This window comes from Nonomuraea sp. MG754425 (assembly GCF_021699195.1).
GTDB lineage: Bacteria > Actinomycetota > Actinomycetes > Streptosporangiales > Streptosporangiaceae > Nonomuraea.
This window is the reverse complement of the sequence record NZ_SSXE01000136.1, coordinates 1-26,587: the sequence shown is the minus strand read 5'-3', so window position 1 is coordinate 26,587 and position 26,587 is coordinate 1. Positions and strand designations below refer to the sequence as shown.

Here is a 26,587-nt window from a genome sequence, read left to right as displayed (position 1 = left end):
ACTCGTGGGTGGGGTGGGGGCGTTCAGGGCTCTGGCGCGGCCGACCGGGCGCAGCGGCGTCACGAGCATGGGCACCTGGTCGGCGAACTCCCGCCGCACCTCGCGCACCAGCTCCGCGACGTACGGGTCGTCGTCGCCGTCCCCGGTGATCTGCACGCTCACCCGCGGCCCCCACGAGCGCACCTCGCGCAGCACGCGGAAGGCCGTCCGCCGGTCCACCTCCCGCTCGTGGAAGCGGTCGAGGCTGACGGCGAAGTGATCGACGGCCGCGATCGCCGCCCGCAGCGCGGCGGGCACCGCGCGTCCCTCCCGCGCGAAGTACAGCCCGGACAGCAGGTACGACCTCGTCCCGGACAGGCGGGCCGACTCGGCCAGGTCGCGCACCAGCCCCGGCCGGAGCAGCGCCTCGCCCCCCGACATGGCGACGAACCGCGGATGCTCGGCCTCGGTGAACGTCGCCACCAGCCGCCGGAAGGGCCGTTCGGCGTGCTCCGCGCTGTCCATGGCGGACTCCGTGGAGCAGTGCGCGCACGACAGCGGGCAGCGGCGGGTGAGGGCGAGGAAGACGCCCGCCGCCGGCACCGCGCGCAGCATCGCCATCTCGGCCAGGTGCATCAGGTCACTCCGTGGCCCGTGGTGGCGGTGACGAACCGGCCCAGCGCGTTGAGCAGGTCGTCCACGGCGGCGTTGCCGGCCTCCGTGCGGCTGAGCGCGATCTCCAGCCGGGTCCAGGGCGTCAGCCCCTCCCTGGCGCTGCGGGTCAGCGAGCGGGCCGCGGCCATGAGCGTGAGCGTGATCGCCGTCTGGGCGGCCAGTTCGGTGAACAGGTCGATGGCGGCCATCTCCCCGAAGCGTTGCAGCGCCGGGTCGAGCACCTCCATGACGCCGATCGTGCGGTCCTCCAGCTCCAGCGGGGCCGCCATGAGGATGTTCGGCACGTACCCGGTGCTCTGGGCGAACTCCCGGTCGAAGCGCGGGTCCTCGCGGACGTCGCTGAGCAGCACGGTCTCGCCGGTCTGGAACACCCATCCGGCGATGCCGCGCCCGGTCGGGATGGCGACCCCCACCAGGCGGTCCTCGCCCTCGCCCGACGACGCCTCGAACACCAGCCGGTCGCGCTCCTCGTCGTACAGGAACACCGACGCGGCCGACGCCGAGAACGTCAGCCGGGCCAGTCGTACGGCTGACCTCAGCAACTCGTCGTGCTCGGCGGGGCGCAGCAGCCGCCCCAGCGAGGAGGTCAGGGAGTCCGGGATGCCCGCGCCCATGGCGGCCTCCTCATGTCCTGTTGTCCGCGATGGCGGCCAGCACGTGCTTGAGCTGGCCGGTGGCGAAGCCCGGGTGCCGCTGCAGCACGCGGGCGCACAGCCCGGTGACGTGCGGGGTGGCGAAGCTGTTGCCGGTCTGGCGCGCGGTGCCCCCGCCGGGCAGCGGCACCTCGACCTGGACGCCCCGCGCGAAGAACTCGGCGGGCGGCTCGGGGTTGCACTCGATGTGCTCGGCGAGCGTCGAATGGTGCGAACCCACGGAGATCACGCTCGCGAAGTGCCAGGGGTAGCTGCGCACCGGACGGTTGTGGGCGGAGGCCACGATGGTGACCCCGGCGAAGAACGCCCGGTCGACCAGGTCGTGCAGGCTCTCCTTGTGCTCGGCGCGGCGCGTCGAGAGGCTCAGGTTGATCAGCGGGAAGCGCTGCTCGATGGCCCACTCCAGCGCCGCGAGCAGCACCTCGCCCCGGCCGTGCAGCCCGCCGCCGAGCACGCGGACGCTGGTCAGCTCGCAGCCGGGGGCCATGGCCCGGATGACGCCGGCGCAGGCCGTGCCGTGTCCCGCCTGGTCGCCGGCCTCGTCGGGCACCACGTCGAGGCCGTCGCCGGTCACCGTGTACGTGCTGATCGGGCTGGTGAAGCGGGGGTGGTGGGCGTCCACGCCGCTGTCGATCAGGCAGACCCGCACGCCGGACCCGGTCGCGGAGCCCCACGCCCATTCGCGGGTGACCGGGGAGGGGAGCGCCAGCCGGGCGGAGTCGATGGCCGCGCCGCGCGAGGCGTGCGCCAGCCGGAAGATCCGGGGAGGCGGCGCCTCCACGACTGCCTGGAAATCAGCCATTGCCCACCCTCAGCGTCATTGTTCCTGGCTCCGGGTAAATGGTGGGAGAGGCTGTTCATAGTTACTTCACAGTCGGATCAGAGCGCCCCGGAAGACTGATTTGGAGGGCTTGAGAAAAGCGCACTTGTGGCAGAACATGAGAGCGCGATCAAAGCGGAGAGTGACTCATGTTGGAGTTTCGCTTGCTCGGCGCCGTCGAAGCCTACTCGGACGGGCGGCCCGTGGGGCTGGGACCACGTAAACAACGACTGACATTCGCCGTTCTGGCCCTGGAGGCCAACCACCCGGTCTCCGTCGACCGGCTGGTCGAGCTGAACTGGCCGGCGTCCCGCCCGCGTACGGCGCAGCACGCGATCCGGGTGGCGGTCTCCCAGCTCCGTTCGGTCCTGGGCGGCATCGATCCGGCCCACGCGCAGGTCACGCTCACGGCCCAGGGCTCGGGGTACGTCCTGCGCACCGACCCGGGGCGCATCGACGCCCACCGCTTCCGCGACCTGGTGCGCCAGGCCAGGACGGAGGCCGACGACGAGCGCCGGATCGCGCTGCTCGACCAGGGCCTCGGCCTGTGGCGCGGCCCCGTCCTGGCCGGCACCGCGCCGCCCGAGACGCAGGAGCGCCTGGGCAGCGGGCTGGAGGAGTCCCGGCTGGTGGCGCTGGAGGACCGGATCGACGCCGGGTTACGCCTGGGCCGCCACCGCCGCCTGCTGGACGAGCTGACCGAGCTGACGCGATGTCACCCGTTCCGCGAACGCCTGACCTGCCAGCTCATGATCGCCCTCTACCGCAGCGGCCAGACGCACACGGCCCTGGAGGAGGCCAGGAAGGCCCGCCGCCGCCTGGCCGACGAACTCGGCATCGACCCCAGCCTCGAACTGCAGCGGCTGGAGGTGGCCATCCTGCGCAACGACCCGGTGCTGCTGCCGCAGCCCGACCGGGTGCTCGCCGCCGGCCCGGCCGTGCCCGCCATGCCCGCCGTGCCCGCGCAGCTCCCGCGCTCCGTCGCCGACTTCACCGGCCGGGCCGGGCAGCTCAGGTGGCTGGACGAGCACATCCAGGACCACGCCGGCACGCCCGTCACGCTCGCCGTCACCGGCGCGGCCGGGGTCGGCAAGACCGCGCTGGCCCTGTACTGGGCGCACCGCGTCCGCGACCGCTTCCCCGACGGCCAGCTCTACGTCAACCTGCGCGGCTTCGCCGCCGAGCCGCCGATGCGGCCCGAACAGGCGCTGGCCCGCCTGCTGCGCTCCCTCGGCGTCGCCCCCGAGCAGGTGCCGGTGGACCCGGACGAGGCCGCCGCGCTCTACCGGACGTTGCTGGCCGCCAAGCGCGTGCTCGTCCTGCTCGACAACGCCGCCACCCCGGAGCAGGTCCGGCCGCTGCTGCCCGGCGCCTCCGACTGCCTGGCCCTGGTGACCAGCCGCGACCGGCTCGGCGGGCTGGTCGCCCTCGACGGCGCCCGGCAGCTCCCGCTGGGCGTGCTCGACCCCGCCGAGGCGCGTACGCTCCTGGCCCGCATCCTCGGGGCCGACCGCGTCCGGCAGGAGACGGACGCCGCGGCCAGGCTGGCGCAACTGTGCGACTACCTGCCGCTCGCGCTGCGCATCGCGGCGATCAACCTGTCCAGGCAGCCGGGCCGCGCGATCATCGACGGCGTCACGGAGCTGGCCGGCAGCGACCGCCTCAACGCCCTCCAGGTGGACGGGGACGACCAGGCCGCGGTGCGCGCCGCGTTCGACCTGTCGTACGCGGCGCTCGACGAGCCGGACCGGCGGCTGTTCCGGCTGCTCGGCCTCAGCCCGTGCCCCGACCACGCCCCGCGGGCCGCCGCCGCGCTCGCCGCCATCCCCGTCGAGCGGGCGCGGCGCGCCCTGGACCGCCTCGAACGCACCCACCTGATCCTCCAGACCACCCCGGGCCGGTACGGCTTCCACGACCTGATCAAGCTCTACGCCAGGGACGGTGCGGCCGGTGCGGAGGGCGACAGCGCGCTCGCCCGCCTGTTCGCCTTCTACCTCGGCGGCGCGGACGCGGCCAAGCGCCTGCTCTACCCGCAGGCGCTGCAACTGTCGGGCCCGACCGAGCAGCCGCGTCCCGAGGCGGGCGCTCCGGCGTTCGAGGATGCGGCGGCGGCGCTGGCCTGGCTCGACGCGGAGCGCTCCGGCCTCATCGCGGCCGTCACCCACGCCGCCGCCCACGGCCCGCGCGACGTGGCCTGGCGGCTGGCCGACACGCTGCGCGGCTACCTGTCGCTGCGGCGCGACCCCGACGACTGGCAGACCGTCGCCGAGGCCGCCCGCGCCGCCGCCGGCCACGACGGGGACCTCACCGCCCAGGCCGCCGCCGAACTCAACCTGGCCCAGGTCCACCAGAGCCGGGGCCTGCACCAGCAGGCGCTGAACCACTACGGGCAGGCCCTGACGCTCGCCCAGCGCGCCGGGTGGCGCGAGTGCGAGTGCGCGGTGCTCAACAACCTGGGCAACGTGCACTGGAAGCTGGGCTCGCTGGGGGAGGCGGCCGACCACTACAGCCAGGCCATCGCGATCGCGCGGCAGACCGGCCAGCACACGATCCACGCCACCGGCCTGGCCAACCTCAGCATGGTCTACCGCAGCCAGGGCCAGCTCGCGCGGGCGGCGGAGCTCCAGCACGAGGCGCTCGCCCGGCACCAGCAGGCCGGCTACCGCAACGGCGAGGCGATCGCGCTGGAGAACATGGGCGAGATCTACCTCGACCTCGGGGAGCTCGACCGCGCGCTGGACTACCTCGACCGCGCCCTGCCGGTCTTCCGTGAGTCGGGCAACCGCTACGGCGAGGTCCTCGTGCTCAACACGCTGGCCGCCGTGCACCGCGACGCGGGCCGCCAGGACAGCGCGCTCGACCTGGCCGACCGGGCGGTGGAGCTGGCCGTGGAGATCGGCGACCGCCGCGCCGAGGCCGACGCGCTCAACACCCGCGCCACCGTACGCACCCGGCTCGGACGTCCGGACCTGGCCGCCGAGGAGCACGGCAGGGCGCTGGCCATCGCCCGCGAGGTCGGCAACCCGCAGCCCCGCCTGGAGTCCCTCGTCGGCCTGGCCGCCGCCCACTGCCGGCTCGGCAACCTCGGCCGGGCCTCCGCGCACGGCCAGGAGGCGCTGGACGACGCGCGCCGCAGCGGGTTCCGCCAGATCGAGGAGCAGGCGCTCGGCGTGCTGGCCGCCATCAATCTGCGCGCCGCCGACCAGGAAATCGGCGCGGCATTGTCCGTCGATTCGGAATGATTAATCCACGCGAATCTGCTTATTGCATCAACCGGCTTCTGGATTTATCTTCGAGATATGCGGAAAACAGCCTTTTCGTCGTCCGGAGTGCACGACGACATTTAGTGATCGGTGCGCGTCAGCGGATTTCCCCCGGCAAAAAGAGTTTCTGTTTCCATCGACCGCGGGCCGCCGCGCTCCCGTTTCGCGCGGGAGCGCGGCGGACGGCTCCGGCCAGGTGGGGGCGGACGGACGGCGCCGGCGCCGGAGCGGAGAAAGGCGTTCCGCGTTCGCCGAATTCCGGTGCCGAAATGCGCGCCGCCGCGCGTCAGCGGCGCAGCAGACCGCGTACGCGGTCGATGGTCGCGCTCGCCCGCTCCAGATTCTCCAGCAGCGCCCCGGTGGACCCGCGCAGCCGGTCGGCGACGAGCCCCCGGTCGGTCAGCAGCGCGTTGCCCGCCGCCATGAACTCCTCGGCCCGCCGCTGTTCCTCGGCCTCGGCCTGCTCCCTGGCCCGGTGGATCAGGTCGAGGATGGTCTCGGCGAGCCGGGCCGACTCCATCCGCATGGCGCGCGGGTCCAGCCGCAGCGCCCGGACGCCGGACGCCGCGTCGTACTCGACGCTCACCCAGCCGTCCCGCGACACCGCGCGGGACGTCGCGGACTGCTCGGGCAGCCGGGACAGCCCGCTGAAGAGGCGGTCGGCGTCGGCCGCGAGCCGTTCGGGGTCGAGGCCGAGCGCCTGCTCGAAGTCCACGGCGGTCACTCCCAGGGGAACGGGTAGGAGCCGTCGGCGGCCTGGCCGGGCGCGAACCGGCCGGTGACCGTCTGGCCGCCGCCCATGACGTCGGTCAGCGCCTTGGCCCCGGCCACCTGGGTGAGGCCGGGCGGGAGCGGCGCGCCCGTACCCGGGTTGACGCCGCCGAGGCCGTGCGCGGTCAGGTCGCGCTCGACCCGGTTCATGGTGCCCCAGACCAGCATCGGCCCCTGGGCGAACGTCGCCGACGCCAGGTCGCGCAGCCCGCTGAGGTCGCCGCGGGCCGCCTCGGCCGCCACGTCCACGACCACGGCCGCGCCCAGGGCGGCGGCGCAGCCGTGCAGCAGCGCCTCGATCGCCTTCTCCACCTCCCGGTAGCGCGCGAAGAGCCCGGTCAGGCAGCGCGTGGCGGTCGCGCGGGCGGCGACGAGGCCGGGCGGCGTGAGCGCCGCGGCCAGCACCCACACCGCCAGCGCGGCCATGGCCGCCGCGACCAGGAACTGGAACAGGATCATCGCGACGAACGCGGCCCCCGCCGTGTACAGGGTGACGGCGGTGACGACGGCGCGGATCTCGATAGAGCGCAGGCCGGCCAGGTAGGCGTCCATGCGGCGCTCGAAGGCCCGGCCGTCCGCGCTCCGCCAGTTCGGCACGGCCACCTCGCCGACCAGCGCCCCGACGTTCCGCCGGGTGGCCGCCACGTCGTCGTGCACGGCCAGCCAGGTCGCGGCGCCGTCGAAGAACGTCTGGGGGTCGTACTGGTGCACGTACATGCGCCCGACGAACGGCCAGCCCGCGGGGACGCCGAGCGCCGACAGCGTCACCGCCGCGCCCGTGCCCAGCGCGAGACTGTCGCGCGCCAGCCGGGCGGCGTTCACGCGGCGCTCACGGTGGCGGCGTCCTCGGCGGCCCGCCAGGTGGCGATGGAGGCGTCCATGCCGTCCTGGACGCGCACGGTGTCCTCGGCGCGCTCCCGCACCTCCGCGATCGTGAACGCCTCGACCTCGTTGTAGGCCAGCGCCAGCGAGTAGGTGAACGAGGTGAACGCCGCCTCGGCCACGCTCAGCGCGACCAGCTTGGGCAGCACGCCGCCGAGCGGCCCGGCGGCCTCGGGCAGGCGGGACCTCAGCTCCACGAGCCGGGAGCGCTCGATCTCGATCTCGTGCCGGCCGGAAGGCCATGGGGATGGGGTGATCGGCATGCGTCCGCCTTCGTCCGTGCGTGCAGGATCTCTCCAGCTTGCGGCGGGACGCGCGGGCGCGATGCCGTTCTGACGCGACCGCTACGCGATCTTCGCGTGTCCTGTCGCGATCCTGACGGCCCCGGGCGGGGGAGCGGGGTCAGGCGAGCTGCCGGGCCGCCGTGCGGGACGCCATCCGCCGCTCGAACCACACGGAGGTTAACGGCGGCACCGCGCAGGCCAGCCCGAGCAGGATCGTGCCCCTGCTCCAGCCCGCCTCGCGCGCGGAGAGCAGCACCCCGGCCGCGTACACGACGAACAGCGCCCCGTGGACCGGCCCGAACACCTTCACCCCCAGCTCGCTGGTGTCGGTCACGTGCTTGAAGAACATCCCGATCAGCAGGCCCGCCCACGAGCATGCCTCGGCCACCGCGACGACCCGAAACCAGCGCAGCACGATCATCCCTTTCGTCCGATACCGCGGTTAACTCTACAAGCTGTAGAGAGTGACGATCCCGAACAAATATGCACGACATGCATTCATGCGCGTCGTGCATTTTTTGTGTGTAAGGTGACCGGAGATCAGGACGACGACCGGTGAGAGGACGTGGCGATGACGACTTCCGGCGACCAGGCAGGCGACCGGCCCGGCGCGGTGACGGAGTCCCCGACGCAGATGCGGCGCATGCTGCCGGCCGACATGGTGGAGCGGGCCGGCTGCCCGTTCGACCCGCCCTCCGGCGTACGGGAGCGGCGCGGCCAGGGCGCGATCCAGCCGCTGCGGCTGCTCAACGGCGCGCCCACCTGGCTGGTCACCGGGCTGCAGGAGGCCCGCGCCGTGCTGGCCGACCCGCGCTTCAGCTCCGACCGGGTGCGCTACCCCGACGTCACCAAGCTCCAGCCGCACGAGGTCGAGCAGCTCACCGCGGCGGCGGAGCACGGCGGCCCCGGCGTCGGCTCCGGCGGCGGGCTCGCCCCGAAGGTCGACAGCCGCGCCGACGGCATGTTCGTCTTCATGGACCCGCCCGAGCACACCCGCCTGCGCCGGCTGCTGACCGGCCAGTTCACCGTGCGGCGGATGAAGGCGCTGGAGTCGCGCCTGCGCGAGATCGCCGTCGACCACATCGAGGCCATGACCGCCGCCGGCACCGAGGCCGACCTCGTGCCCTCCTACGCGCTGCCCATCCCCTCGCTGGCCATCTGCGAGCTGCTCGGCGTCGACTACGCCGACCGGGCCGAGTTCCAGGAGCGCACCGCCATCGCGCTGAACTCCGACACCCCGGAGGAGGAGCGCATGCGCTCCGGCCTCGAACTGTACGGCTTCATCCAGGAACTCGTGGCCGCCAAGCGGGCCGACCCCGGCGACGACATCCTGTCCGGGCTGGTCCACGACGCCGACCCGCCGCTGACCGACGCCCAGCTCACCGACATGGCCCTGGTACTGCTCGGCGCCGGGCACGAGACCACCGCCAACATGCTCGGCCTGGGCACGTTCGCGCTGCTCGAACACCCCGACCAGCTCGCCGCGCTGCGCGCCGACCCCGCCCTGATGGACAACGCCATCGAGGAGCTGCTGCGCTACCTGTCCATCATCCAGATGGGCGTCAGCCGGGTGGCCATCGAGGACGTCACGGTCGCCGGCGTACGGATCCCGGCCGGCGGCACGGTGATCATCGCCACCCCCGAGGCCAACCGCGACGCCCGTCACTGGGACGACCCCGACCGCCTCGACGTGCGCCGGCGCCGGTCCCCGCACCTGGCCTTCGGCCACGGCATCCACCAGTGCCTGGGCCAGCAGCTCGCGCGGGCCGAGATGAAGGTCGGCCTCGGCGAGCTGATCACCCGGCTGCCCGGCCTGCGCCTCGCCGTGCCCGCCGAGCAGGTGCCGTTGCGCAACGAGATGCTGATCTTCGGCGTGCACTCCCTGCCCGTCACATGGGCGTGATCGGGCGGCGCGAGCGCAAGAAGCTGGCCACCCGGACCGCCCTGCGCGAGGCGGCGCTGCGACTGGCGTTGCGCGACGGCGTCGAGCACGTCACCGTCGAGCAGATCGCCACCGAGGCCGACATCGCGCTGCGCACCTTCTTCAACTACTTCTCCAGCAAGGAGGAGGCGGTGGTGGCCGCCGCCGCGGCCGGCGCGGAGGCGCTCATCGCCGAGTTCCGCGCCCGGCCGGCCGGGGAGTCGGTGCTGCGGGCGCTGCGGCAGGCGGTGCTCGCCGTCCTCGACCACGACGACACGATCAGCCGCGACTACCTGCGGGCGATCCAGCTCATCCGCCGGACGCCGTCGCTGCGCCCGCACGAGCTGGCCGTGCTCGCGGCCCAGGAGAAGGCGCTGGCCGGCGCCATCACCGAGCGGCTCAGCCCCGCCCCGGCCGGGATCTATCCCGACCTGTGCGCGGCCACGGCGCTGACGGCCCTGCGGGTGGTGCTGAGCCGGTGGCTGGAGCACGCCGGCGGCCCCGACGAGACGCCGCCCATGACGATCCTGCGCGCGGAGTTCGACCAGGCGATCGCCGCCCTGGCCGCCGGGCTGGACCGTCCGGGGACGGCGGACCCGGCCGACCCAGACCGGGAGGCCGGGTCAGGCCAGTGAGCCGGCGCGGCGGCCGAAGACCGCGCCCGAGGTGAGGCCGGTGCCGCCCGGGTAGTTGCCGCTGAACAGGCCGCCGAGCATCTCGCCGCAGACGTACAGGCCGGGGATCGGCTCGCCGCCCACGTCGAGCACCCGGCCGTGGGTGTCGGCGTGCAGCCCGCCGAAGGTGAAGGTGATGCCGCAGGTCACCGGGAAGGCGTAGTAGGGCGGGTGCTCCAGCGGGACCGCCCAGTTCGACTTCGGCGGCACCGTGGCGGACGCGCGGCCGTCGAGCACCGACAGGTCGAGCGGCACCGACCGGTCGATGGAGGCGTTGAACCCGTCCACGGTCGCGCGCAGCGCCGCCGCGTCCACGCCCATCCCGGCGGCCAGTTCGTCGAGGGTGTCCCCGGTGACGACGGACGCGCCCGGCATGTCGTACTCCTCGGCCCGCAGGCTCGGCCTGGTGGTGGCGTCGAAGAGCTGGAAGGCCAGGCCGCCGGGCTGGGCCAGGATGCGCGCGCCGTACTTGGCGTAGGTGAGGTTGCGGAAGTCCGCGCCCTCGTCGAGGAAGCGCCGCCCCTCGGCGTTCACCACGATGCCCAGCGGGTACCCGCCGCGGGTGAGCTGGTTGGTGAGCTCGCGGTTGCTCTCGTTCTCCTTGTGCCAGGCGTCCCAGGCGACGCTGTGACAGGTGCCCCAGTCGCCGTACGTCCCCGCGCCCGCGGCGACGGCCGCCGCCAGCATGTCCCCGGTGTTGTACGGCGTGCCGCGCACCTTCGCCCGCTGCCACCCCGCACCGAGGTGCTCGCGCCGCATGTCGGCGCTGGCCTCGAACCCGCCGGCGGCGAGCACCACCGACCCGGCGCGCGCCACGCCGGTCAGGCCCTGCTCGTCCTCCCAGGTCAGGCCGGACACGCGGCCTCCGTCGAGGGTCAGTTCGCGGGCCCGCACGCCGTAGCGGATCTCCACCCCGGCCTGCCGGGCGGCCCGCGTGTGCTGCTCGATCAGCCCCCTGCCGCCGCCGGTGCTGCCGACGGCCAGTCCGCCCCAGAAGACCTGCCGGCCGTCGGCGTCGGGGTAGGCCTGCCGCTCGTACATCAGGCGGAAGCGCAGCCCCTTGCCGTGCAGCCAGCGGATCGTCCGGGCGCTCTCGCCGATCAGCACCTCGGTGAGCGCCTTGTCGTTGCGGTCGCCGGTCACCTTGGCCATGTCGGCGGCGAATTCGGCGGCCGGGTACGGGGGCAGCACGCTGACGGCGTGCCGGTCGTCGGGGTCGAGGACGCCGGCCAGGTCGCCGAGGCCGTCGTGCGCGACGCGGAAGGCTCCGGCGGTGTAGTAGCTGTTGCCGCCCGCCCCCTCCTCGGGGCCCTTCTCCAGCAGCAGAACCCGGCGCCCGCGCTCGGCCGCGGCGTGCGCGGCGCTGAACCCGGCGTTGCCGCCGCCGGCCACCACCACGTCGAAATCGCCGTCCGAGGCTGCCCGAACATCCCCTGCCATCGTGCCCTCCAGGTCTTGTTCTCAATTGCACGTGAGTGTATACAGTCGTACACCATAAATTCTGACAACGGGATTCGGGGAGCGGTGAAGGGCTCGATGACTACTGTCAAGCGGTGGGCCGCGCTCGTGGCCGCGCTGCTCGCCACCGGCGCGCTCATCGCGACCGCGCCGGCGGACGACGAACGGGCCGACTCCGTGGTGGCCCGCGCGCTCGACGGCAGGCAACTACGGATCATGGCCCCCGCTGCGCCCGGCGGGGGATGGGACCAGACCTCGCGGGAGATGCAGGCGGCGCTGCGCGACCTCGTCGGCCGCAGCGAGGTGTACAACGTCGGGGGCGCGGGCGGCACGATCGGCCTCAGCCAGTTCGTCCGGCTCGACGGCGACCCCAGCCAGCTCATGACGACCGGCCTCATCATGATCGGTGCGATCGAGACCAACAACTCGCCCCACTCGCTCGCGGAGACCGTCCCGCTGGCCCGGCTCACGACCGACTACCAGGTGGTGGTGGCCGCCGCGAACTCCCCGCTCAAGGACATGGAGGCGGCGGCCCAGGCCCTGCGCGGCAACCTGTCCGCCGTGTCGATCTCCGGCGGCTCGGCCGGCGGGGTCGAGCAGATCCTCGCCGGGCTGATGGCCAAGGCCGTCGGCGCCGACCCGTCGAAGGTGAGCTACGTGGCCCACTCCGGCGGCGGCGAGGCCCTCACCACGCTCCTGTCCGGACGCTCGACCCTCGGCATCTCGGGCGTCTCCGAGGTCATGCCGCAGATCAGGGCCGGGCAGGTGCGGGCGCTCGCCGTCTCCAGCCCCGAACGGCTGCCCGCCCTGCCCGACGTGCCCACGCTGCGCGAGGCGGGCCTCGACGTGGAACTGCAGAACTGGCGCGGCGTGGTCGCGCCCAAGGGGATCACCCCCGACCAGGAGCGCGCCCTGGAGCAGTTGCTGCTCGACATGACGCGGACCACGGAGTGGCAGGAGGCGCTCGCCGACCGCGGCTGGGGCGACGCCACCCTGGCGGGCCCCGAGTTCGAGGAGTTCGTCCGGACGGAGCAGACCCGGGTGGCGCAGATTCTCAAGGAGATCGGATTGGGACGGTCATGACCACCGACACGAACGAGCAGGCGACGGCCCCGCCCGAGCCCGAGACCGACCCGGCCTGCGACCGCAGGACCGCGCTCAGCTCGCTGATCTTCGGCGGCCTCATGCTCGTGGCCGGGCCCGTGATGGTGGTGGACGCACGCGGCCTGCCCGACGACGGCAGCGCGATGGGCCCCGCCGCGACGCCGTTCGCGCTGGGCGTGCTGCTCGGGATCACCGGCCTCTGGCTGCTGCTGCGCTCCTGGCGGGAACTGCGCGCGGCCACCCGGGGAACGCCGCTGCGCGATTACGCCGTGCTGCGCGTCACGGCGCTGGCCGCCGCGCTCGTGGCCTTCGCGCTGCTGCTGCCGGTCATCGGGTACGTGCTCGGCTCGGCCGCCCTCTTCGTCGGCACCGCCCTGCTGCTCGGCGGACCGCACGGCTGGCGGCTGTACGCATCCGGATGGGCGCTGGCGGCGTTCACCTTCGTGATCTTCGACCGGGTCATCGGGCTCACCCTGCCCACCGGGCCCTGGGGGTTCTGACATGGACCAGATCGGGCTCCTCCTGGACGGCTTCGTCGGCGCGCTGACCCCGGCGCACCTGCTGTGGGCGCTGATCGGGGTCACCATCGGCACGGCGGTCGGCGTGCTGCCCGGCATCGGCCCCGCGCTCACCGTGGCGCTGCTGCTGCCGATCACCTTCCGCCTGGAGGCGTCCAGCGCGCTCATCCTCTTCGCCGGCATCTACTACGGCGGCATGTACGGCGGATCGACCACCTCCATCCTGCTCAACACCCCCGGCGAGAGCGCCTCGATCATCGCCGCGATCGAGGGCAACAAGATGGCCAGGGCGGGCCGCGCGGCCTCGGCCCTGGCCACGGCGGCGATCGGCAGCTTCGTGGCCGGCACCATCGGCACCGTCGGCCTGACCTTCCTGGCCCCGGCCGTCGCCGGCTTCGCCACCAGCTTCGGCCCGCCCGAGTACGTCGCCCTCATGGCCGTCGCCTTCACCACGGTCAGCGCCCTGCTGGGGCCGAACCTGCTCAAGGGCCTGGCCGGCCTGCTGGTGGGCGTCACCGTCGGGCTGATCGGCATCGACTCCCAGAGCGGGCAGCCCAGGCTGGTGTTCGGCGTGGAGTCGCTGCTCGACGGCATCGACGTCGTCATCGTGGTGGTCGCCCTGTTCGCGCTGGGGGAGACCTTCGCCCGCGTCATGACCGGTATCGGCCGCTCCACCGTGCAGCCGCTGCGCGGGCGGGCCGTGCTCTCCCGCTCCGACCTGCGCCGCTCCTGGCCCGCCTGGCTGCGCGGCACCGCGCTGGGCTTCCCGATCGGCAGCCTGCCCGCGGGCGGGGCCGAGATCCCGACGTTCCTCAGCTACACGGTGGAGAAGCGGCTGAGCCGGCACCGCCACGAGTTCGGCCGGGGCGCGATCGAGGGGGTGGCCGGGCCCGAGGCGGCCAACAACGCCGCCGCGGCCGGGGTGCTCGTCCCGCTGCTCACGATCGGCCTGCCGACCTCGGCGACCGCCGCGGTGATCCTCACCGCCTTCCAGTCGTACGGGCTGCAGCCCGGCCCGGCGCTGTTCGAGGAGTCGGGCCCGCTGGTGTGGACGCTGATCGCCAGCCTGTACGTCGGCAACGTGATGCTGCTGGTGCTCAACCTGCCGCTGGCGAAGGTGTGGGCCCGGCTGCTCACCATCCCGCCCTACGCGATCTACGCCGCCGTCCTCATGTTCGCCGCCCTCGGCGCGTACGCGGCGGGCGGCACCGCGTCCGACCTGATCGTGCTCTGCGTGCTCGGGCTCGTCGGCCTGCTCATGCGCGAGGCGGGCATCCCGCCGGCCCCCGCCGTGGTGGGCCTGATCCTCGGGCCGCTGGCCGAGCAGCAACTGCGCCGCGCCCTCATCCTGTCGGAGGGCGACCCGGCCATCCTCGTGTCCGGCCCGATCACGGTCGTGCTGTGGGCCGCGGCGGTGTTGTCGCTGCTCGTCCCGGTGGTGCTGCCGATCGTCCGCAGGCGGCGCGGCACGCTCGCGGGCGCCGCCGCCGGGAGCGGCCGGAGCGGGGAGCGGGGGTGACTGCATACATCTGTATGCTCAGCCCGGGAGCGGATGCGAGGTGAGGAGGACCCCCTGTCCGAGGTCTACGACCGGCTGAGAGCCGAGATCGTCGACGGCACGCTGGCTCCGGGAACGTCCCTCGTGGAGGTCGCGCTCGCGGAGCGCTACGGCACCAGCCGCACGCCCGTGCGCGAGGCGCTGCGCCGGCTCCAGCAGGACGGCCTGGTCGAGCGCGCCGCCCGCGGCATGCGGGTGCGCACCCGCAGCCCCGAGGAGATCCTGGAGATCTACGAGGCGCGCATCGCGCTGGAGGCCACGGCCGCCGCCGGCGCGGCCCAGCGGCGCAGCGACTTCGACCTCGTACGCCTGCGCCGCGCCCAGAAGGCGATGGCGGCCACGCCGGTCTCCGACGCCGCGGCGATGGCCGAGTCCAACCGGGCGGTGCACGAGGCGATCTGGGCGGCCAGCCACAACGGCACCATCGTCGACCTGCTGACCCGGCTCAACAACCACCTCACCCGCTACCCCCGTACCACCCTGTCGTGGCCGGGGCGCTGGGACGAGGCCGTCGCCGAGCACGCCGAGATCATCGACGCGATCGAGCGGCGCGACGCCGACCGCGCGTACGGGCTGGCCCGCGAGCACATGACCAAGGCCCGCGAGCTCCGGCTGGAGATCTACGGGGACACCGAGGCCAACGCCTGAGCGGCGACCCCTAATTCTCCGATATGTCCCGACAAAAGGGCTCCTAGCAGGACGCTTCCCAATACCTCGTAAGCAGAGCTAATATTTGTGGTATGAGGGTAGAAGTCCTGGGTGACGACTTCGCCGGTGTCCTCGCCGGTCTCAACCGGCTCATCCGGCGCAGGGTCCGCCGCCAGATGTCCGTGCCGCCGCTGCGCGGCGCTCAGGCCGAGCTGCTGCGGCTGGTGCAGGCCAGCCCCGGCATCAGCGTCTCGGCCGCGGCCAAGGAGCTCTACCTGGCGGGCAACTCGGTGTCCACGCTGGTCAACCAGCTCACCGCCGCCGGGCTGCTGCACCGCGAGACCCGCAGCGACGACCGCCGCTCCGCCAGGCTGCTGCCCACCCCCGAGGCCGAGGCCAGGCTACGCGCCTGGCAGGAGCGCCGGGCGGCGATCGTCCGCGAGCACATGGAACTCCTCGGCGCGGACGACCGGGCCGCGCTGGCCGCCGCCCTCCCGGCGCTGCGGAGACTCGCCGGCAGCCTGCGAGAGGACGTGACGACGGAATGAGCGACGACGGACTTCCCGAGGAGGCCGCGGTCACCTGCACGGGCCTGCGTTACTCCTTCGGCCGCGCCACGGCCGTGGACGGGCTGGACCTGACGGTCGGCGCGGGCGAGGTGTTCGGCCTGCTCGGCCCCAACGGCGCGGGCAAGACCACCGCGATCCGCTGCATGACCACGCTGCTGCCCGTGCCGTCCGGCATGGTCCGGGTCTTCGGGCACGACGTGGCCAAGGACCGCATGCGGGTGCGCCGCCTGCTCGGGTACGTGCCCCAGCAACTGTCCGCCGACTCCAGCCTGACCGGCCGCGAGAACGTCTCGCTGTTCGCGCGCGTCTTCGACGTGCCCCGCCGCGAGCGGGCCGGCCGCGTCGCCCAGGCGCTGGAGGCGGTCGGGCTGGCCGAGGCCGCCGACCGCATGGCCGGCACCTACTCCGGCGGCATGGTGCGCCGCCTGGAACTGGCCCAGGCCCTGGTCAGCGCCCCGCGCCTGCTGATACTCGACGAGCCCACGATCGGGCTCGACCCCATCGCGCGCACCGGGGTGTGGGAGCACATCATGGCGGTGCGCGCCGCCAGCGGGATGACCGTCCTGGTCACCACCCACTACATGGACGAGGCCGACCAGTACTGCGACCGGGTCGCGCTCATGCACCTCGGCCGGGTGCGCGCGGTCGGCACGCCGCGCCGGCTCACCGACGACCTGCGCGCCCGCCTCGGCGCGGACGCGTCCCCGACCCTGGAGGACGTCTTCCGCGACGTCGCGGGCAGCGGCCTCGACGGGGCCGACCACAAGGGAGGAGAGTTCCGCGATGTCCGCCGCACCCGCAACACCGCCTCCCGCGTCGGCTGACGGCGCGGGCGAACAGGACCGCCTCGGGCTGCTGCTCGTCCCGCCGCGGCACCGGCCGGCCTGGCGGCTCATCCCGGCCAGGGTCGCCGCGATGTGCGTGGTGGAGCTGCAGAAGCTGCGCCACGACCGCACCGAGCTGTACACCCGCGCGATCCAGCCCGCCCTGTGGCTGATCATTTTCGGCGAGACGTTCACCCGCATCAACGTGATCCCGACCGGCGGCATCCCGTACCGCGACTACCTGGCCCCGGGGATCATCGCCCAGTCCACCATGTTCATCGCCATCTTCTACGGCATCCAGATCATCTGGGAGCGCGACTCGGGGGTCCTGACCAAGCTCCTGGTCACGCCCACGCCGCGGGCCGCCCTGGTGACCGGCAAGGCGTTCGCCGCCGGGGTGAAGGCGATCGTCCAGGCCGTGGTCGTGGTGGTGATCGCGGCGCTGCTGGGCGTCAGCATGAGCTGGAACCCGCTGCACCTGGCCGGGGTGATCGCGGCCGTGCTGCTCGGCTCGGCGTTCTTCTCCTGCCTGTCGGTGACGATCGCCGGCATCGTCCGCACCCGCGACCGGCTGATGGGCATCGGCCAGGCCATCACCATGCCGCTGTTCTTCGCCTCCAACGCGCTCTACCCGACCACGTCCATGCCGGATTGGCTGCGGGTCATCAGCGCGATCAACCCGCTCAGCTACGAGGTGGACGCGCTGCGCGGCCTGCTGCTGGGCGTCCCCTCGCACCTCACCCTCGACTTCGCGGTCCTGGTCGGCGCGGCGGCCCTCGGCATCACGGCGGCCTCCGCCCTGCTCGGCCGGCTGGCCCGCTGACCGGCGTCCCGCGATCTGGCTAGGGTCGGAGCCATGCTCGATCACCTCGTCTACGCCACGCCGGACCTCGAGGGCACCGTCGCCGAACTGGAGCGCGCGCTCGGCGTGCGGCCCGCGCAGGGCGGCCGGCACGTCGGCCACGGCACCCGCAACTTCCTGCTCGGCCTGGGCGGGCCGCGCTACCTGGAGGTGATCGGTCCCGACCCGGAGCAGCCGGCCCCCGACGGGCCGCGCTGGTTCCGCCTCGACGAGCTGACCGGGCCGCGCCTGGTGAACTGGTGCCTGCGCCCCGCCGACCTGGACGCCGCCGTGGCCGCGGCGCGGCGGCACGGCCACGACCCGGGGGAGCCGCGGGCCATGTCCCGCCGCGCCGCGGACGGCGACCTGCTGGAGTGGCGGCTCACCATGCCGGGGGCCGACCCGCTGGTGCCGTTCCTCATCGACTGGGGCGCCACCCGGCATCCCACCGAGCGCGGCCTGCCCGAGGCGCCGCTGCTCTCCCTGACCGGCCGGCACCCCGACCCCGAGCGGGTGCGCGCCCTGCTGCGCGGGCTCGGCGCGGAGCTGGAGGTGACGCGGGGCGAGCGGCCCGCGCTGGTGGCCCGCCTGGCCGGGGACGTCGTCCTCGGCTGATCGGCCCCGGCGGTTGACCGGAGCACTGGATGCGGGCGTCACACTGGACAGATGCCGTCACGTACGCCGCCCGCGCCGGGCGCGGCGACCTCCCGGAGATGGAGCACCTGGAATTGACCCCCCAGTCAACGCCCCTCGCGACCGCCGACCCCGTCCGGCCGCTGGCCGGGGTCGAGGAGGAGTACCTCGTCGTCGATCCGCGCACCCGCCAGGTGACGCCGCACGCGCGGCGGGTCGTCGAGCGGGCCGCCGGCGAACTCGGCGACCGGGTGTGCACCGAGATCACCCGCTTCCAGGTGGAGGCCAAGACGCCGCCCTGCGCCGGTCCGGACGAACTGGCGCGGGAGCTGCGGCAGATGCGGGCCGCGGTCGCCGCCGCCGCGCGGGCCGAAGGACTGGCCGTGGTCGCCTCCGGCACCCCCGTGCTGGGGCCCGCGGTCCCGCCGCCCATCACCGACGACCCCCGCTACGACCTCGGCATCGACAACTACCGGGCACTCCACGACGAGCAGGCCATCTGCGCCGGTCACGTGCACGTCCACGTGCCCGACCGGGAGCGGGCGGTGCTGGTGTGCAACCACCTGCGGCCCTGGCTGCCCGCCCTCATCGCGCTCACGTCCAACTCGCCGTTCTGGGCCGGGCGCGACACCGGGTACGCGGGCTGGCGGGTGCTGTCCTGGAGCAAGTGGCCGGTGGCCGGGCCGCCGCCGTACCTGGAGAGTCTCGGGCACTTCGAGGAACTGGTCGCGGCGCTGACCGAGAGCGGCGCGCTGGTGGACCCGGCGACGATCTTCTGGGACGCGCGGCCGTCGTCCCGGCTGCCCACCGTCGAGGTGCGGGTGAGCGACGTGCCGGCCTCGGCGGCGGAGTCGGTGCTGCTGGCGCTGGTCGTCAGGGCGCTGGTCACGGTCTCGCTGCGACGGGTGGAGGCTGGCGATCCCGGGCCGCGTCCGCCGGGCGAGCTGCTGCGGGTGGCCTACTGGCGGGCCGCCAGGGACGGGCTCGACGGGCACGGCGTCAACCCGTACGACGGGCGGACGTCCCCCGCGGCGCGGATCGTGGACGAGCTGATCGAGCACATCCGGCCGGCCCTGGAGGACAGCGGCGACCTGGAGACCGTCCTGCGGGAATGGCGGTGGGTGCGCGCCGCCGGGAGCGGGGCCGCCCGCCAGCGCGCCGCCCTGGCGGCGAACGGCTCGTACGAGGACGTGGTGGACGACCTCGTGGCGCGCTTCTCGGTCTAGGAGCGTCCGGCCAGGTGATCGGTGAGGAACGAGCGCAGCGGGGCGGCGTGCCGCACCGGGTCGAGCCAGCGCGCCTGCAGGTCCTCCAGCAGGTGCCGCTCGGCGACCTGCGCGCCGCGCCGCCAGACCCGGACCACCGGATGCAGGAAGGCGCACTCGTCGGCCCGCTCGGGCGTCGGGTGGCGCTGGATGGCGAACACGTCGGGCCGGTCGCGGGGGCCCCAGCGCAGGGTGACGGTGAGCAGCAGATCCTCGTCGGCGAAGCGGGAGACGGCGTAGTCCTCCGGCAGGTCGTCGTAGCGGCGCACGACCGGGCCGACGACGTAGGCGTCCGACAGGTACTCGAACTGCGTCCACAGGGCCGAGCTGTGGTTGACCCGGGCGAGCACGTCGTCGGTCAGCCGATCGGGGTCGGCGGGCAGTTCGTGCGAGCGCAGCGGCACGCCGTCGTAGCGCTCGCGCAGCAGCGTGGCCAGTGTGCGCAGGTTGTAGCGGAAGCCGTCGATGAACGCCGAGGAGGCGCGCTTGAAGTCGCGGGCCTGCATGAGGGTGCCGCCGAAGTAGAGGCCGTCCACGTTGGCGGACTGGAAGTCGGGGCGGATCGCCGGGATGCGCCCGTTCGGCTCCAGGTCGGGACGGCAGGACGGGCCGAACAGCCCGGTGTCCATGGTGAAGCCGGTGCAGCGCACCACGGCGTCGTAGTCGAGCACCGCCTGCTCGCCGTCGGCCAGCGTGTACGTGATCGCGGCCCGGATCACGCCGTCCTCCCGCCAGATGCGGTCCACCGTGCACTCCAGCACGGCGTGCAGGGTCTTGAACCAGTAGCTGTCCAGCAGCGCGCCGTACTGGCCGCGCACGTGCCCCGGGTGCTTGCTGGTCCACGTCAGCCGCACCGGGTTCGGGCTGGCCAGGTGGATCACCGACGCGTACGGCAGCAGCGCCTGGGCGGTCTCGAACGCCGAGTTGCCCTTGCCGATGACGAGCACCCGCCGCCCGGCGTAGTCCTCGCCGGCGACGGGCGCGTCCTCGTAGCCGGTGGCCAGCTCGATGCCGGGGATATCGGGCACGTACGGGCCGCCCCAGCCGGTCGCCACGATCACGCATTCGGCGTGGTGGACCTCGTCGTCGGTGCGCACCTCGAACCCGTCGTCGGTCCGGTCGACGCGCCGCACGGGCGTGCCGTAGCGCACGTTCAGCCCGTGGACGCGCTGGAAGTCCGCCAGGTAGCGCACGAGGTCGTCGGCGTGCGGGAAGTACTCCTGCGAGTAGTCGGGGAACATCAGGTCGGGGTCGTCGCCGAGCAGCGAGTTCCAGTCCCAGCGGAGCTGGATCTCGCGCTCCTTCTCGCCGGTGTGGACCTTGTTCAGTGAGATCAGCCGCCGGTGGCGCGGGTAGCGGCGGAAGAAGCCGCCGGGCGTCGCCTCCCGCTCCAGCGTGACGTAGTCGGCCCCGGCCCGCTGGAGGAAGTGGCTGAGCTGGAGCCCGCCCGGCCCGGCCCCGATGATCAGGTAGCGGTGACGCATCACATCTCCTCGGCAGAGGTGCAGCCCAGCCGGCCGACCTCTGCATGATCGGATCACCGCTCATTCACTGTCAATGTTTTCCCTTCCCGCATTCACCGCGAATGCCTTCTTGTCTCGCGGATCTACGAAGCGTAGCGTCGCGATCGGCCATATAAGCCCTGATTGTGACGGGATGCATTCCATGACCGAACATTCCCACATCACTGTCGTCAGCGGTTTCTACGACGCCCTCGCCAAGGGGGACCTCGACAACCTCCAGGGTCTCCTCACCGAGGACGTGGTCTTCCACGTCCCCGGCCGTGGCCCGATGGCCCGCGACTATCGCGGCAAGCAGGAGGTGCTCGGCTATCTGGGCCGGCTGGCGCAGTCCACCACGGGCACGTTGCGGCTGGATCCGGACGACTACCTCGTCGGCGGGGACCGCGTCGCCGCGGTGCTCCGGATCCAGGGTGAGCGTGACGGGCGCACCCTCGACGACCACGGCGTGCAGCTCTTCCGGATCGACGACGGGAAGATCGGCGAACGGTCGAGCTTCCCGCACGACCCCTACTCCGTGGACGAGTTCTTCGCCTGATAGACGGACGGCACGGCCCGTCACGGGGACCGCTCGTGGCGGGTCGTCCGGTGCTGCCCGGCCGCGGGTCTCAGCCGGCCCGCCGTAGCGCGTCGGTCCAGGTCGCCACGTATCCGCCGGTCAGCCGGGCCCGGTCGGCGTAGTGCTCCGGGTCGTCGCAGGCGAGCGTGGCCAGGCCGTCCACGTACCGGTTGTACATGCAGAACGCGGCGGCGATCAGCACGGTGTCGTGGATCTCGTCGTCGGTCGCGCCCTCCCGCCTGGCCGTGTCCACGTGTTCGCCGGTGACCTCCTGGCCGCCGCGCTGCACGGCCGCGGCGATCTCCAGCAGCGCCTTGAGCTTGCCCGGGATCGGCGCGGACGCCAGGTCGGCGCGTACCTGGTCGACCAGCGTCATGCCGCCGGGGACCCGGACGGCGGCGAAGGCCGCGTGCGTGTGGAAGCAGAAGCGGCACCGGTTGAGCGAGGACACGTAGGCCGCGATGAGCTCGCGCTCCCCTCGCGTCAGCGTGTCGTCGCCGCTGAGCAGCACCTCCGAGAGCTGGTTCAGCGGCAGCGCCGCCTCCGGCCGGTAACGGAACAGGCCGCGAATTCCCGGCTCGTCGGAACGTAACGCGATATGTGGCTGCCCGCCTCCCTCGTGATTGACGAAGTCCCGCCGCTGTGGCGGCCAATTCGCTTGATTCTGGACGTCCGGAAAAGCGGTGTTCGTCATTTCCCAGCCCTTCGCTCTCTGAGGTTCTCCGGCGTTTCCCAGTGTGCGGCGGGAATCCCCGGAACACAGGCGGGGGAGCGGCCAGCAAGGTGCAGGCCGCTGGCCACTTCCTGCCATCGGCCTGGCCCGCCCGCTAGGGGCGGTGGGCGCCCGCCGTGACGCGGACGCCGAGCACGACGAGCCCGAGACAGGCCAGCGCCGCCGCGGCCACCGCCGCCAGCATGACCGGATAGGAGAGCCACGTCGCCAGGGCCGCCAGCGCGGCGGGCAGCAGGAAACCCGTGTAGGCGAGCGTGTAGTAGACGCCGGTCAGGCCCGCCAGGTCGTCCGTCCCGGCCATGCGCTGGATCTCCAGCAGCCCGGAGACCACCGCGATGCCGTACGCGGCGCCCAGGACGGCCGCGGCGAGCGCCGCCAGCCAGGGTGAGAGCAGCACCGCGTTCGCCGCGCACAGCGCCGCGCCGAGGAACATCACCGCCATGGCCGCCACCGGGGCGCGTCCGGCGCGGGTGCCCGCACCGCCGTGCAGCCACCTGGCCACGGGCTGCACCGCCACGCCCATGCCGAGGGTCAGCACGGTCAGGCCCGTCGCGTACGCGAGCCCCCACTGCCCCACCCGCGAGCCGACCAGCTCGGGCATGACGGCGTACGCCAGCCCGGCGGACCCGAACACCCACGGCGCCATCGGCAGCACCACCAGCCGGAACCGGCGGCGGGCCGGCGCGGGCACACGCAGGTCGCTCACCAGCGCGGACAGCAGGCCCGCCGCCCGGGGGAGCGCCTGCCGCGTCTCCGGCACCCGCAGCAGCAGCACGGGCACCGCCGCGGTGAGCAGCAGGTGCACCACGTACGGGGTCACCATGGGCAGCGGCCCCCACTGGGCCAGCGCGCCCGCGACGCCCGCGCCGAGCCCGAACCCCGCCGTCTGGCAGAGCGCGGCCCTTCGCGCGGGCAGCGTGCCGTCGCCCCCGGCCGACAACTCCTTCACCCAGCTACTGCCCACCGCCATCGCGATGCCGACCGCGAAGCCGGTGACCAGCCGGCCCGCGTAGACGGGCCAGGCGCCCAGGCCGCCGAAGCACAGCACCAGGCTCGCGGCGGCCGAGGCGACGGTGCCGGCCACCAGGACCGGGCGTCGCCCGCGCCGGTCCGACACGGGCCCGGCCAGCAGCAGCCCCGGCACGAGCCCGACGACGTACGCGCCGAGGAAGGCGTCCACGCTGAGGGCGGAGTAGCCGCCCAGCTCGCGGTACATGAGCAGCAGCGGGGTGAACTGGTTGCCACCCCAGCCGCAGACGAACATCGCCGCGGCGACGATCCGCCAGGCGTTCGGCCGGAGCACGGTAGCGGGCGGAGTGGCCGCCTGCTGGGTGTGGAGCATGGAGCGGAAGAACTTTCGCGGATCGTCGACTGCAAGGGGCGCCGTTCGGCCGGGGCCGGCCGGGGGCGGGGCGCGTGGTTCAGCCGGTGGACGGGAAGGGCGAGCCGTGCGTGGCCGTGAGATGGCCGAGCAGGGCCGCGGCGAAGGCGGCGGTGTCGGCGCGGCGGAGATGGCCGAGCAGCGCCTCGTGCTCGTCGGCCAGCAGCGGCAGCCGCTCCGGGCGCGGGCGCAGCGCGAAGATGCTCATCCGCCGCTGCCGGTCGCCCAGGGTGGCGTAGAACCGGCCGGCCAGCCGGTTGCCCGACGCCTCGACAATGCAGCGGTGGAACGCCTCGTCGGCGTCGGCGAACCCGTCGATGTCGGCGGCCCCGGCGAGGGCGCGCTGGCGCGCGAGCAGGTCCCGCATCCGGTCGTGGTGCGCGTCCGGCAGGCCGTGGCGCGCGATGCGCTCGGCCGCCGACCGTTCGAGCGCCAGCCGCAGCTCCAGCACGTCCGCCGCCTCGCCGGGCGGGACCGGCACCACCACCGCGCCGCGTTTGGGGTGCAGCGTCAGCAGCTCCTCCGACTCCAGGCGCAGGAACGCCTCGCGGACGGGCGTGCGGCTCACCCGCACCCGTTCGGCGATCTCGCCCTCGCTGATGAGGCTTCCGCCGGGCAGCTCGCCCGACAGGATCAGCTCCTTGGTCACCGCGTACGCGGTGTGGGCGGCGGACGGGCGCTTCACTGGATCGGCCATGCTGTGCAGCGTACCAGCCATGAATGCAAGCTTGTATCTATGTTGCCGAGGGAGCTACGGGACGTCCCGCGACGCCGGTCGCGCCGGCGCCGGGGACGCTCCCGCCCGCGTCAGCCGCAGTGTTCGAAGGGACTGGTGTAGGAACTGCTCCCGACCGAGCCGCCCCACTTCACGCACTGCCCGGGGGCGGACACCCGGACGGGCCCCGCGTAGTAGCCGTAGCTCCCCGAGTCGGTGGTGCGGCTCTCCCCTTGGGGTTCGAGGAAGGCCGACACCGCCGACGCCGTCCCGAGGTTGGTCGTCTTCATCGTCGCCACGCAGTTGTAGCCGTTGCCCGAGTTGTAGAGCAGGTAGACGCTGCCGCCGGTGAGGGCGGCCGAGTCGATGACGGAGTAGCCGCTGCCGCAGACCTCCGCCGGCGTGTACGGGTTGCCGCCGCAGCCGTTGGTGCTGGTGACGGCCTTTTTCTGGCCCAGGGACACGGTCACGCCGTCCACGGTGGGACTGGTGTCCATGGCTCCGGTGGAGGTGCGCTGCTCGTAGTGCAGGTGCGGCGCGGTGGAGCCGCCGGTGGAGCCGACCGTGCCGATCGTGGTGCCCTGGCTGACGCTCAGCGAGCCGCCGGCCGCCCGCACCATGGTCGCGAGGTGGGCGTAGCGGGTCCTGGTGCCGTCGCTGTGGCGGACCTCCACCCACTTGCCGTAGCTCGTGCTGCCCGCGTCGTAGAAGTACGCGGTGCCGGCGGCGGTGGCGCGAACGGTCTCGCCGTTGATGGCGTCGCTGCCGTAGTTCTGCCAGTCGATGGAGCCCTCGGGGTTGTGGCCGCCGGTCCAGTTGTTGGCGTAGAAGGTCTTCCCACAGTTGAACGGGCTCTTGTGGGAGGTGGCGAGGGTCTCGACCGGGTCCGCGGAGGCGGCCTGGGGGATCAGTGCCGTGATCGCCAGGGCGGCTAACAGCGCGACGGTGGTCAGTCTGGTCTTGGGCATGCTCACCTCTCGAGTGGGGGGAAGGAGGATGTGGTTGACGCCCAGGTCCTTGTGTTGATCGTGAAGATAACTCCGAAAGTTCTCTTCATCAATCCCTCATGACATGAAACTTTCCGGCTAGTCGATCTTCGTGAAGGAGGTGCGCATCCGGCGACGAGGCGAAACGGCCCGGCGGGCGGAGCATGCCCGAACCGCGGTTTTGCTTTCCTTGGCATCCTAGGAATAACCTAGGGTCATTAGGCAATGCCGAGGGAGGCTAGAGATGGGTGAGGTGCTGCCGCATGCCACGGGCCGGGCTGAGCGCTGAGCGGGTGACGCTCGCCGGGGCCGAGCTGGCCGACGAGGTCGGGCTCGACCACGTGACCATGTCGGCGGTGGCGCGCCGGCTCGGGGTGAAGGACGCCAGCCTCTACGCCCACGTCCGCAGCCTCGACGACCTGCGCGGCCGGATCGCGCTGCTGGCCGCCGACGAGAAGACCATCCGCATCGCGGAGGCCATCGCCGGGCGGGCCGGCAAGGACGCCCTGGTGGCGTACGCACAGGCGTGGCGCTCGTACGCCCACGACCACCCCGGCCGCTACACCGCGACGCAGACCCCGATGGAGATCGACCCCGGCCTCGTGGCCCGCGCGCCCGGCCCGCGGCGGGCGATCGAGCTGACCTACAGCATGCTGCGCGCCTACGCGCTCGACGAGCCCGACCTGACCGACGCGGTCCGGTTGATGCGCAGCACCCTGCACGGCTTCGTCAGCCTCGAGGCCGCCGGCGGGTTCGCGCACGCCCGCCCGGCCGAGGCCACCTGGCCGCGCTGCCTCGACGCCCTGCACACCGTGCTGGAGCGCTGGCCCGCACGACACGAAGGAGACCCACGATGACCGGCCCGACCATCGGCCACCTGCGCGCCGACGGCGCCACCCTGCGCTACGAGGCGCGCGGCAGCGGCCCCGCGCTGCTGCTGATCCCCGGCGGCACGGGCGGCGCGGCCGCCTTCGACGCCGTCGCCGACGACCTGGCCGCCGAGCACACGGTCATCTCCTACGACCCGCGCGGCCTGTCCCGCAGCCCGCTCGACGACCCGCAGGCCCGCCAGCGGGTCGAGCAGCACGCCGACGACGCCTGCCGGCTGCTGGAACTGCTGGCTCCCGGCGCGCCCGCCCGCGTGGCCGGCTGCAGTTCGGGGGCGATCGTCGCGCTGCACCTGCTCACCGCCCACGCCGACCGGGTCGAGCGGGTCGTCGCGCACGAGCCGCCGGTGGTGGAGGTGCTGCCGGACGCCCCCGAGCACCGCGCGCTGCTCGCCCGCGTCCAGGACACCTTCCGCCGCGAGGGGCTGATGCCCGCCGCGGCCGTGTTCGCGGCGGGCATCAGCCC

28 protein-coding genes are annotated in these 26,587 nt (G+C 73.4%); 15 read left to right on the top strand and 13 right to left on the bottom strand.

The window, feature by feature from the left end; translation table 11 throughout:
* The 3 genes from FAF44_RS36560 to FAF44_RS36550 form a co-directional block, all read right to left on the bottom strand.
* The coding region (locus FAF44_RS36560) for a radical SAM protein (RefSeq protein WP_237107920.1) at positions 1–615 on the bottom strand (615 nt) is incomplete at its 3' end.
* Complete coding sequence (locus FAF44_RS36555) at positions 615–1,268, bottom strand: GAF domain-containing protein (RefSeq protein WP_237107919.1); 654 nt, start codon at positions 1,266–1,268, stop codon at positions 615–617. The genes FAF44_RS36560 and FAF44_RS36555, both read right to left, overlap by 1 nt.
* Positions 1,269–1,278: 10 nt before the next feature.
* Positions 1,279–2,109, bottom strand: a complete 831-nt coding sequence (locus tag FAF44_RS36550; RefSeq protein ID WP_237107918.1) for a S8 family serine peptidase — start codon at positions 2,107–2,109, stop codon at positions 1,279–1,281.
* Positions 2,110–2,276: 167 nt separating this feature from the next.
* On the opposite strand from FAF44_RS36550, the gene FAF44_RS36545 reads away from it, so the two are divergent.
* Positions 2,277–5,369 carry a tetratricopeptide repeat protein gene (locus FAF44_RS36545; RefSeq protein WP_237107917.1) on the top strand — a complete coding sequence of 1,031 codons (3,093 nt, stop codon included), beginning with the start codon at positions 2,277–2,279 and terminating at the stop codon, positions 5,367–5,369.
* Positions 5,370–5,676: 307 nt separating this feature from the next.
* On the opposite strand, the gene FAF44_RS36540 is transcribed toward FAF44_RS36545, so the two are convergent.
* The 4 genes from FAF44_RS36540 to FAF44_RS36525 form a co-directional block, all read right to left on the bottom strand.
* The gene (locus FAF44_RS36540) at positions 5,677–6,105 is read right to left on the bottom strand and encodes a YbaB/EbfC family nucleoid-associated protein (RefSeq protein WP_237107916.1); all 429 of its coding nucleotides are present in this window, start codon (positions 6,103–6,105) and stop codon (positions 5,677–5,679) included.
* A gap of 5 nt (positions 6,106–6,110) precedes the next feature.
* Positions 6,111–6,983 (bottom strand): hypothetical protein, encoded by an 873-nt coding sequence (locus FAF44_RS36535; protein WP_237107915.1) that lies wholly within the window; start codon positions 6,981–6,983, stop codon positions 6,111–6,113.
* Positions 6,980–7,306, bottom strand: coding sequence for a hypothetical protein (locus tag FAF44_RS36530; RefSeq protein ID WP_237107914.1), 327 nt, complete (start codon positions 7,304–7,306; stop codon positions 6,980–6,982). Before FAF44_RS36530 ends, FAF44_RS36535 begins: the two co-directional genes overlap by 4 nt.
* 139 nt (positions 7,307–7,445) lie before the next feature.
* Positions 7,446–7,742: a DUF3817 domain-containing protein gene (locus tag FAF44_RS36525; RefSeq protein ID WP_237107913.1), complete on the bottom strand. Its 297-nt coding sequence runs from the start codon at positions 7,740–7,742 to the stop codon at positions 7,446–7,448.
* Between the two features lie 156 nt (positions 7,743–7,898).
* On the opposite strand from FAF44_RS36525, the gene FAF44_RS36520 reads away from it, so the two are divergent.
* Together FAF44_RS36520 and FAF44_RS36515 are read left to right on the top strand one after the other, a co-directional pair.
* Complete coding sequence (locus FAF44_RS36520; RefSeq protein WP_237107912.1) at positions 7,899–9,230, top strand: cytochrome P450; 1,332 nt, start codon at positions 7,899–7,901, stop codon at positions 9,228–9,230.
* A complete protein-coding gene (locus tag FAF44_RS36515; protein WP_237107911.1) occupies positions 9,221–9,883 on the top strand; it encodes a TetR/AcrR family transcriptional regulator in 663 nt (220 codons plus the stop codon). The genes FAF44_RS36520 and FAF44_RS36515 overlap by 10 nt, the downstream gene beginning before the upstream one ends.
* Here the strand turns inward: FAF44_RS36515 and tcuA are convergent.
* A complete protein-coding gene (gene tcuA / locus FAF44_RS36510; RefSeq protein ID WP_237107910.1) occupies positions 9,872–11,362 on the bottom strand; it encodes an FAD-dependent tricarballylate dehydrogenase TcuA in 1,491 nt (496 codons plus the stop codon). The two genes, FAF44_RS36515 and tcuA, sit on opposite strands and share 12 nt — an antisense overlap.
* Before the next feature lie 96 nt (positions 11,363–11,458).
* Here tcuA and FAF44_RS36505 point away from each other — a divergent pair, with 96 nt between their 5' ends.
* The 9 genes from FAF44_RS36505 to FAF44_RS36465 all read left to right on the top strand — a co-directional run bounded on the left by FAF44_RS36505 (position 11,459) and on the right by FAF44_RS36465 (position 19,301).
* Positions 11,459–12,463 carry a tripartite tricarboxylate transporter substrate binding protein gene (locus FAF44_RS36505; protein ID WP_237107909.1) on the top strand — a complete coding sequence of 335 codons (1,005 nt, stop codon included), beginning with the start codon at positions 11,459–11,461 and terminating at the stop codon, positions 12,461–12,463.
* Complete coding sequence (locus FAF44_RS36500; RefSeq protein ID WP_237107908.1) at positions 12,460–12,984, top strand: tripartite tricarboxylate transporter TctB family protein; 525 nt, start codon at positions 12,460–12,462, stop codon at positions 12,982–12,984. Before FAF44_RS36505 ends, FAF44_RS36500 begins: the two co-directional genes overlap by 4 nt.
* Before the next feature lies 1 nt (position 12,985).
* Positions 12,986–14,521 carry a tripartite tricarboxylate transporter permease gene (locus tag FAF44_RS36495; RefSeq protein ID WP_237107907.1) on the top strand — a complete coding sequence of 512 codons (1,536 nt, stop codon included), beginning with the start codon at positions 12,986–12,988 and terminating at the stop codon, positions 14,519–14,521.
* 33 nt (positions 14,522–14,554) lie between these two features.
* A complete protein-coding gene (locus tag FAF44_RS36490; RefSeq protein ID WP_237107906.1) occupies positions 14,555–15,208 on the top strand; it encodes a GntR family transcriptional regulator in 654 nt (217 codons plus the stop codon).
* A gap of 92 nt (positions 15,209–15,300) precedes the next feature.
* On the top strand, positions 15,301–15,756 hold the full coding sequence (locus FAF44_RS36485; protein WP_237107905.1) for a MarR family winged helix-turn-helix transcriptional regulator: 456 nt from the start codon (positions 15,301–15,303) through the stop codon (positions 15,754–15,756).
* Positions 15,753–16,601: an ABC transporter ATP-binding protein gene (locus FAF44_RS36480; protein WP_237107904.1), complete on the top strand. Its 849-nt coding sequence runs from the start codon at positions 15,753–15,755 to the stop codon at positions 16,599–16,601. Before FAF44_RS36485 ends, FAF44_RS36480 begins: the two co-directional genes overlap by 4 nt.
* Positions 16,561–17,424, top strand: coding sequence for an ABC transporter permease (locus tag FAF44_RS36475; protein WP_237107903.1), 864 nt, complete (start codon positions 16,561–16,563; stop codon positions 17,422–17,424). Before FAF44_RS36480 ends, FAF44_RS36475 begins: the two co-directional genes overlap by 41 nt.
* Before the next feature lie 33 nt (positions 17,425–17,457).
* Complete coding sequence (locus FAF44_RS36470; RefSeq protein WP_237107902.1) at positions 17,458–18,057, top strand: VOC family protein; 600 nt, start codon at positions 17,458–17,460, stop codon at positions 18,055–18,057.
* Positions 18,058–18,086: 29 nt separating this feature from the next.
* On the top strand, positions 18,087–19,301 hold the full coding sequence (locus FAF44_RS36465; RefSeq protein WP_237107901.1) for a glutamate--cysteine ligase: 1,215 nt from the start codon (positions 18,087–18,089) through the stop codon (positions 19,299–19,301).
* Here the strand turns inward: FAF44_RS36465 and FAF44_RS36460 are convergent.
* Complete coding sequence (locus FAF44_RS36460) at positions 19,298–20,824, bottom strand: NAD(P)-binding domain-containing protein (RefSeq protein WP_237107900.1); 1,527 nt, start codon at positions 20,822–20,824, stop codon at positions 19,298–19,300. The genes FAF44_RS36465 and FAF44_RS36460 overlap by 4 nt on opposite strands.
* A 181-nt stretch (positions 20,825–21,005) precedes the next feature.
* On the opposite strand from FAF44_RS36460, the gene FAF44_RS36455 reads away from it, so the two are divergent.
* Positions 21,006–21,398: a nuclear transport factor 2 family protein gene (locus FAF44_RS36455; protein ID WP_237107899.1), complete on the top strand. Its 393-nt coding sequence runs from the start codon at positions 21,006–21,008 to the stop codon at positions 21,396–21,398.
* Between the two features lie 70 nt (positions 21,399–21,468).
* Here FAF44_RS36455 and FAF44_RS36450 read toward each other — a convergent pair whose 3' ends face one another.
* The 4 genes from FAF44_RS36450 to FAF44_RS36435 all read right to left on the bottom strand — a co-directional run bounded on the left by FAF44_RS36450 (position 21,469) and on the right by FAF44_RS36435 (position 25,216).
* Complete coding sequence (locus FAF44_RS36450) at positions 21,469–22,113, bottom strand: carboxymuconolactone decarboxylase family protein (protein WP_237107898.1); 645 nt, start codon at positions 22,111–22,113, stop codon at positions 21,469–21,471.
* Between the two features lie 133 nt (positions 22,114–22,246).
* Positions 22,247–23,494, bottom strand: a complete 1,248-nt coding sequence (locus FAF44_RS36445) for an MFS transporter (RefSeq protein WP_237107897.1) — start codon at positions 23,492–23,494, stop codon at positions 22,247–22,249.
* 79 nt (positions 23,495–23,573) lie between these two features.
* Entirely contained in the window at positions 23,574–24,230 is a 657-nt protein-coding gene (locus FAF44_RS36440) for a GntR family transcriptional regulator (protein WP_237107896.1), read from the bottom strand.
* A gap of 110 nt (positions 24,231–24,340) precedes the next feature.
* Positions 24,341–25,216: a M23 family metallopeptidase gene (locus tag FAF44_RS36435; protein WP_237107895.1), complete on the bottom strand. Its 876-nt coding sequence runs from the start codon at positions 25,214–25,216 to the stop codon at positions 24,341–24,343.
* Between the two features lie 281 nt (positions 25,217–25,497).
* On the opposite strand from FAF44_RS36435, the gene FAF44_RS36430 reads away from it, so the two are divergent.
* Positions 25,498–26,091 carry a TetR/AcrR family transcriptional regulator gene (locus tag FAF44_RS36430; protein ID WP_237107894.1) on the top strand — a complete coding sequence of 198 codons (594 nt, stop codon included), beginning with the start codon at positions 25,498–25,500 and terminating at the stop codon, positions 26,089–26,091.
* Positions 26,088–26,587, top strand: a 500-nt coding sequence (locus tag FAF44_RS36425; protein WP_237107893.1) for an alpha/beta fold hydrolase, incomplete at its 3' end; no start/stop codon positions are given. The genes FAF44_RS36430 and FAF44_RS36425, both read left to right, overlap by 4 nt.

Excerpts from the sequence above, each read along its gene's own strand:
- FAF44_RS36500 (WP_237107908.1), top strand. The coding sequence starts at position 12,460 with ATGACCACCGACACGAACGAGCAGGCGACGGCCCCGCCCGAGCCCGAG.
- FAF44_RS36445 (WP_237107897.1), bottom strand. The coding sequence starts at position 23,494 with ATGCTCCACACCCAGCAGGCGGCCACTCCGCCCGCTACCGTGCTCCGG.
- FAF44_RS36555 (WP_237107919.1), bottom strand. The coding sequence starts at position 1,268 with ATGGGCGCGGGCATCCCGGACTCCCTGACCTCCTCGCTGGGGCGGCTG.
- FAF44_RS36450 (WP_237107898.1), bottom strand. The coding sequence starts at position 22,113 with ATGACGAACACCGCTTTTCCGGACGTCCAGAATCAAGCGAATTGGCCG.
- FAF44_RS36550 (WP_237107918.1), bottom strand. The coding sequence starts at position 2,109 with ATGGCTGATTTCCAGGCAGTCGTGGAGGCGCCGCCTCCCCGGATCTTC.
- FAF44_RS36520 (WP_237107912.1), top strand. The coding sequence starts at position 7,899 with ATGACGACTTCCGGCGACCAGGCAGGCGACCGGCCCGGCGCGGTGACG.
- FAF44_RS36460 (WP_237107900.1), bottom strand. The coding sequence starts at position 20,824 with ATGCGTCACCGCTACCTGATCATCGGGGCCGGGCCGGGCGGGCTCCAG.
- FAF44_RS36465 (WP_237107901.1), top strand. The coding sequence starts at position 18,087 with ATGCGGGCGTCACACTGGACAGATGCCGTCACGTACGCCGCCCGCGCC.
- FAF44_RS36490 (WP_237107906.1), top strand. The coding sequence starts at position 14,555 with ATGCGAGGTGAGGAGGACCCCCTGTCCGAGGTCTACGACCGGCTGAGA.
- FAF44_RS36480 (WP_237107904.1), top strand. The coding sequence starts at position 15,753 with ATGAGCGACGACGGACTTCCCGAGGAGGCCGCGGTCACCTGCACGGGC.
- FAF44_RS36475 (WP_237107903.1), top strand. The coding sequence starts at position 16,561 with ATGTCCGCCGCACCCGCAACACCGCCTCCCGCGTCGGCTGACGGCGCG.
- FAF44_RS36470 (WP_237107902.1), top strand. The coding sequence starts at position 17,458 with ATGCTCGATCACCTCGTCTACGCCACGCCGGACCTCGAGGGCACCGTC.
- FAF44_RS36440 (WP_237107896.1), bottom strand. The coding sequence starts at position 24,230 with ATGGCCGATCCAGTGAAGCGCCCGTCCGCCGCCCACACCGCGTACGCG.
- FAF44_RS36530 (WP_237107914.1), bottom strand. The coding sequence starts at position 7,306 with ATGCCGATCACCCCATCCCCATGGCCTTCCGGCCGGCACGAGATCGAG.
- FAF44_RS36545 (WP_237107917.1), top strand. The coding sequence starts at position 2,277 with ATGTTGGAGTTTCGCTTGCTCGGCGCCGTCGAAGCCTACTCGGACGGG.
- FAF44_RS36430 (WP_237107894.1), top strand. The coding sequence starts at position 25,498 with ATGCCACGGGCCGGGCTGAGCGCTGAGCGGGTGACGCTCGCCGGGGCC.
- FAF44_RS36455 (WP_237107899.1), top strand. The coding sequence starts at position 21,006 with ATGACCGAACATTCCCACATCACTGTCGTCAGCGGTTTCTACGACGCC.
- tcuA (WP_237107910.1), bottom strand. The coding sequence starts at position 11,362 with ATGGCAGGGGATGTTCGGGCAGCCTCGGACGGCGATTTCGACGTGGTG.
- FAF44_RS36515 (WP_237107911.1), top strand. The coding sequence starts at position 9,221 with ATGGGCGTGATCGGGCGGCGCGAGCGCAAGAAGCTGGCCACCCGGACC.
- FAF44_RS36505 (WP_237107909.1), top strand. The coding sequence starts at position 11,459 with ATGACTACTGTCAAGCGGTGGGCCGCGCTCGTGGCCGCGCTGCTCGCC.
- FAF44_RS36485 (WP_237107905.1), top strand. The coding sequence starts at position 15,301 with ATGAGGGTAGAAGTCCTGGGTGACGACTTCGCCGGTGTCCTCGCCGGT.
- FAF44_RS36495 (WP_237107907.1), top strand. The coding sequence starts at position 12,986 with ATGGACCAGATCGGGCTCCTCCTGGACGGCTTCGTCGGCGCGCTGACC.
- FAF44_RS36435 (WP_237107895.1), bottom strand. The coding sequence starts at position 25,216 with ATGCCCAAGACCAGACTGACCACCGTCGCGCTGTTAGCCGCCCTGGCG.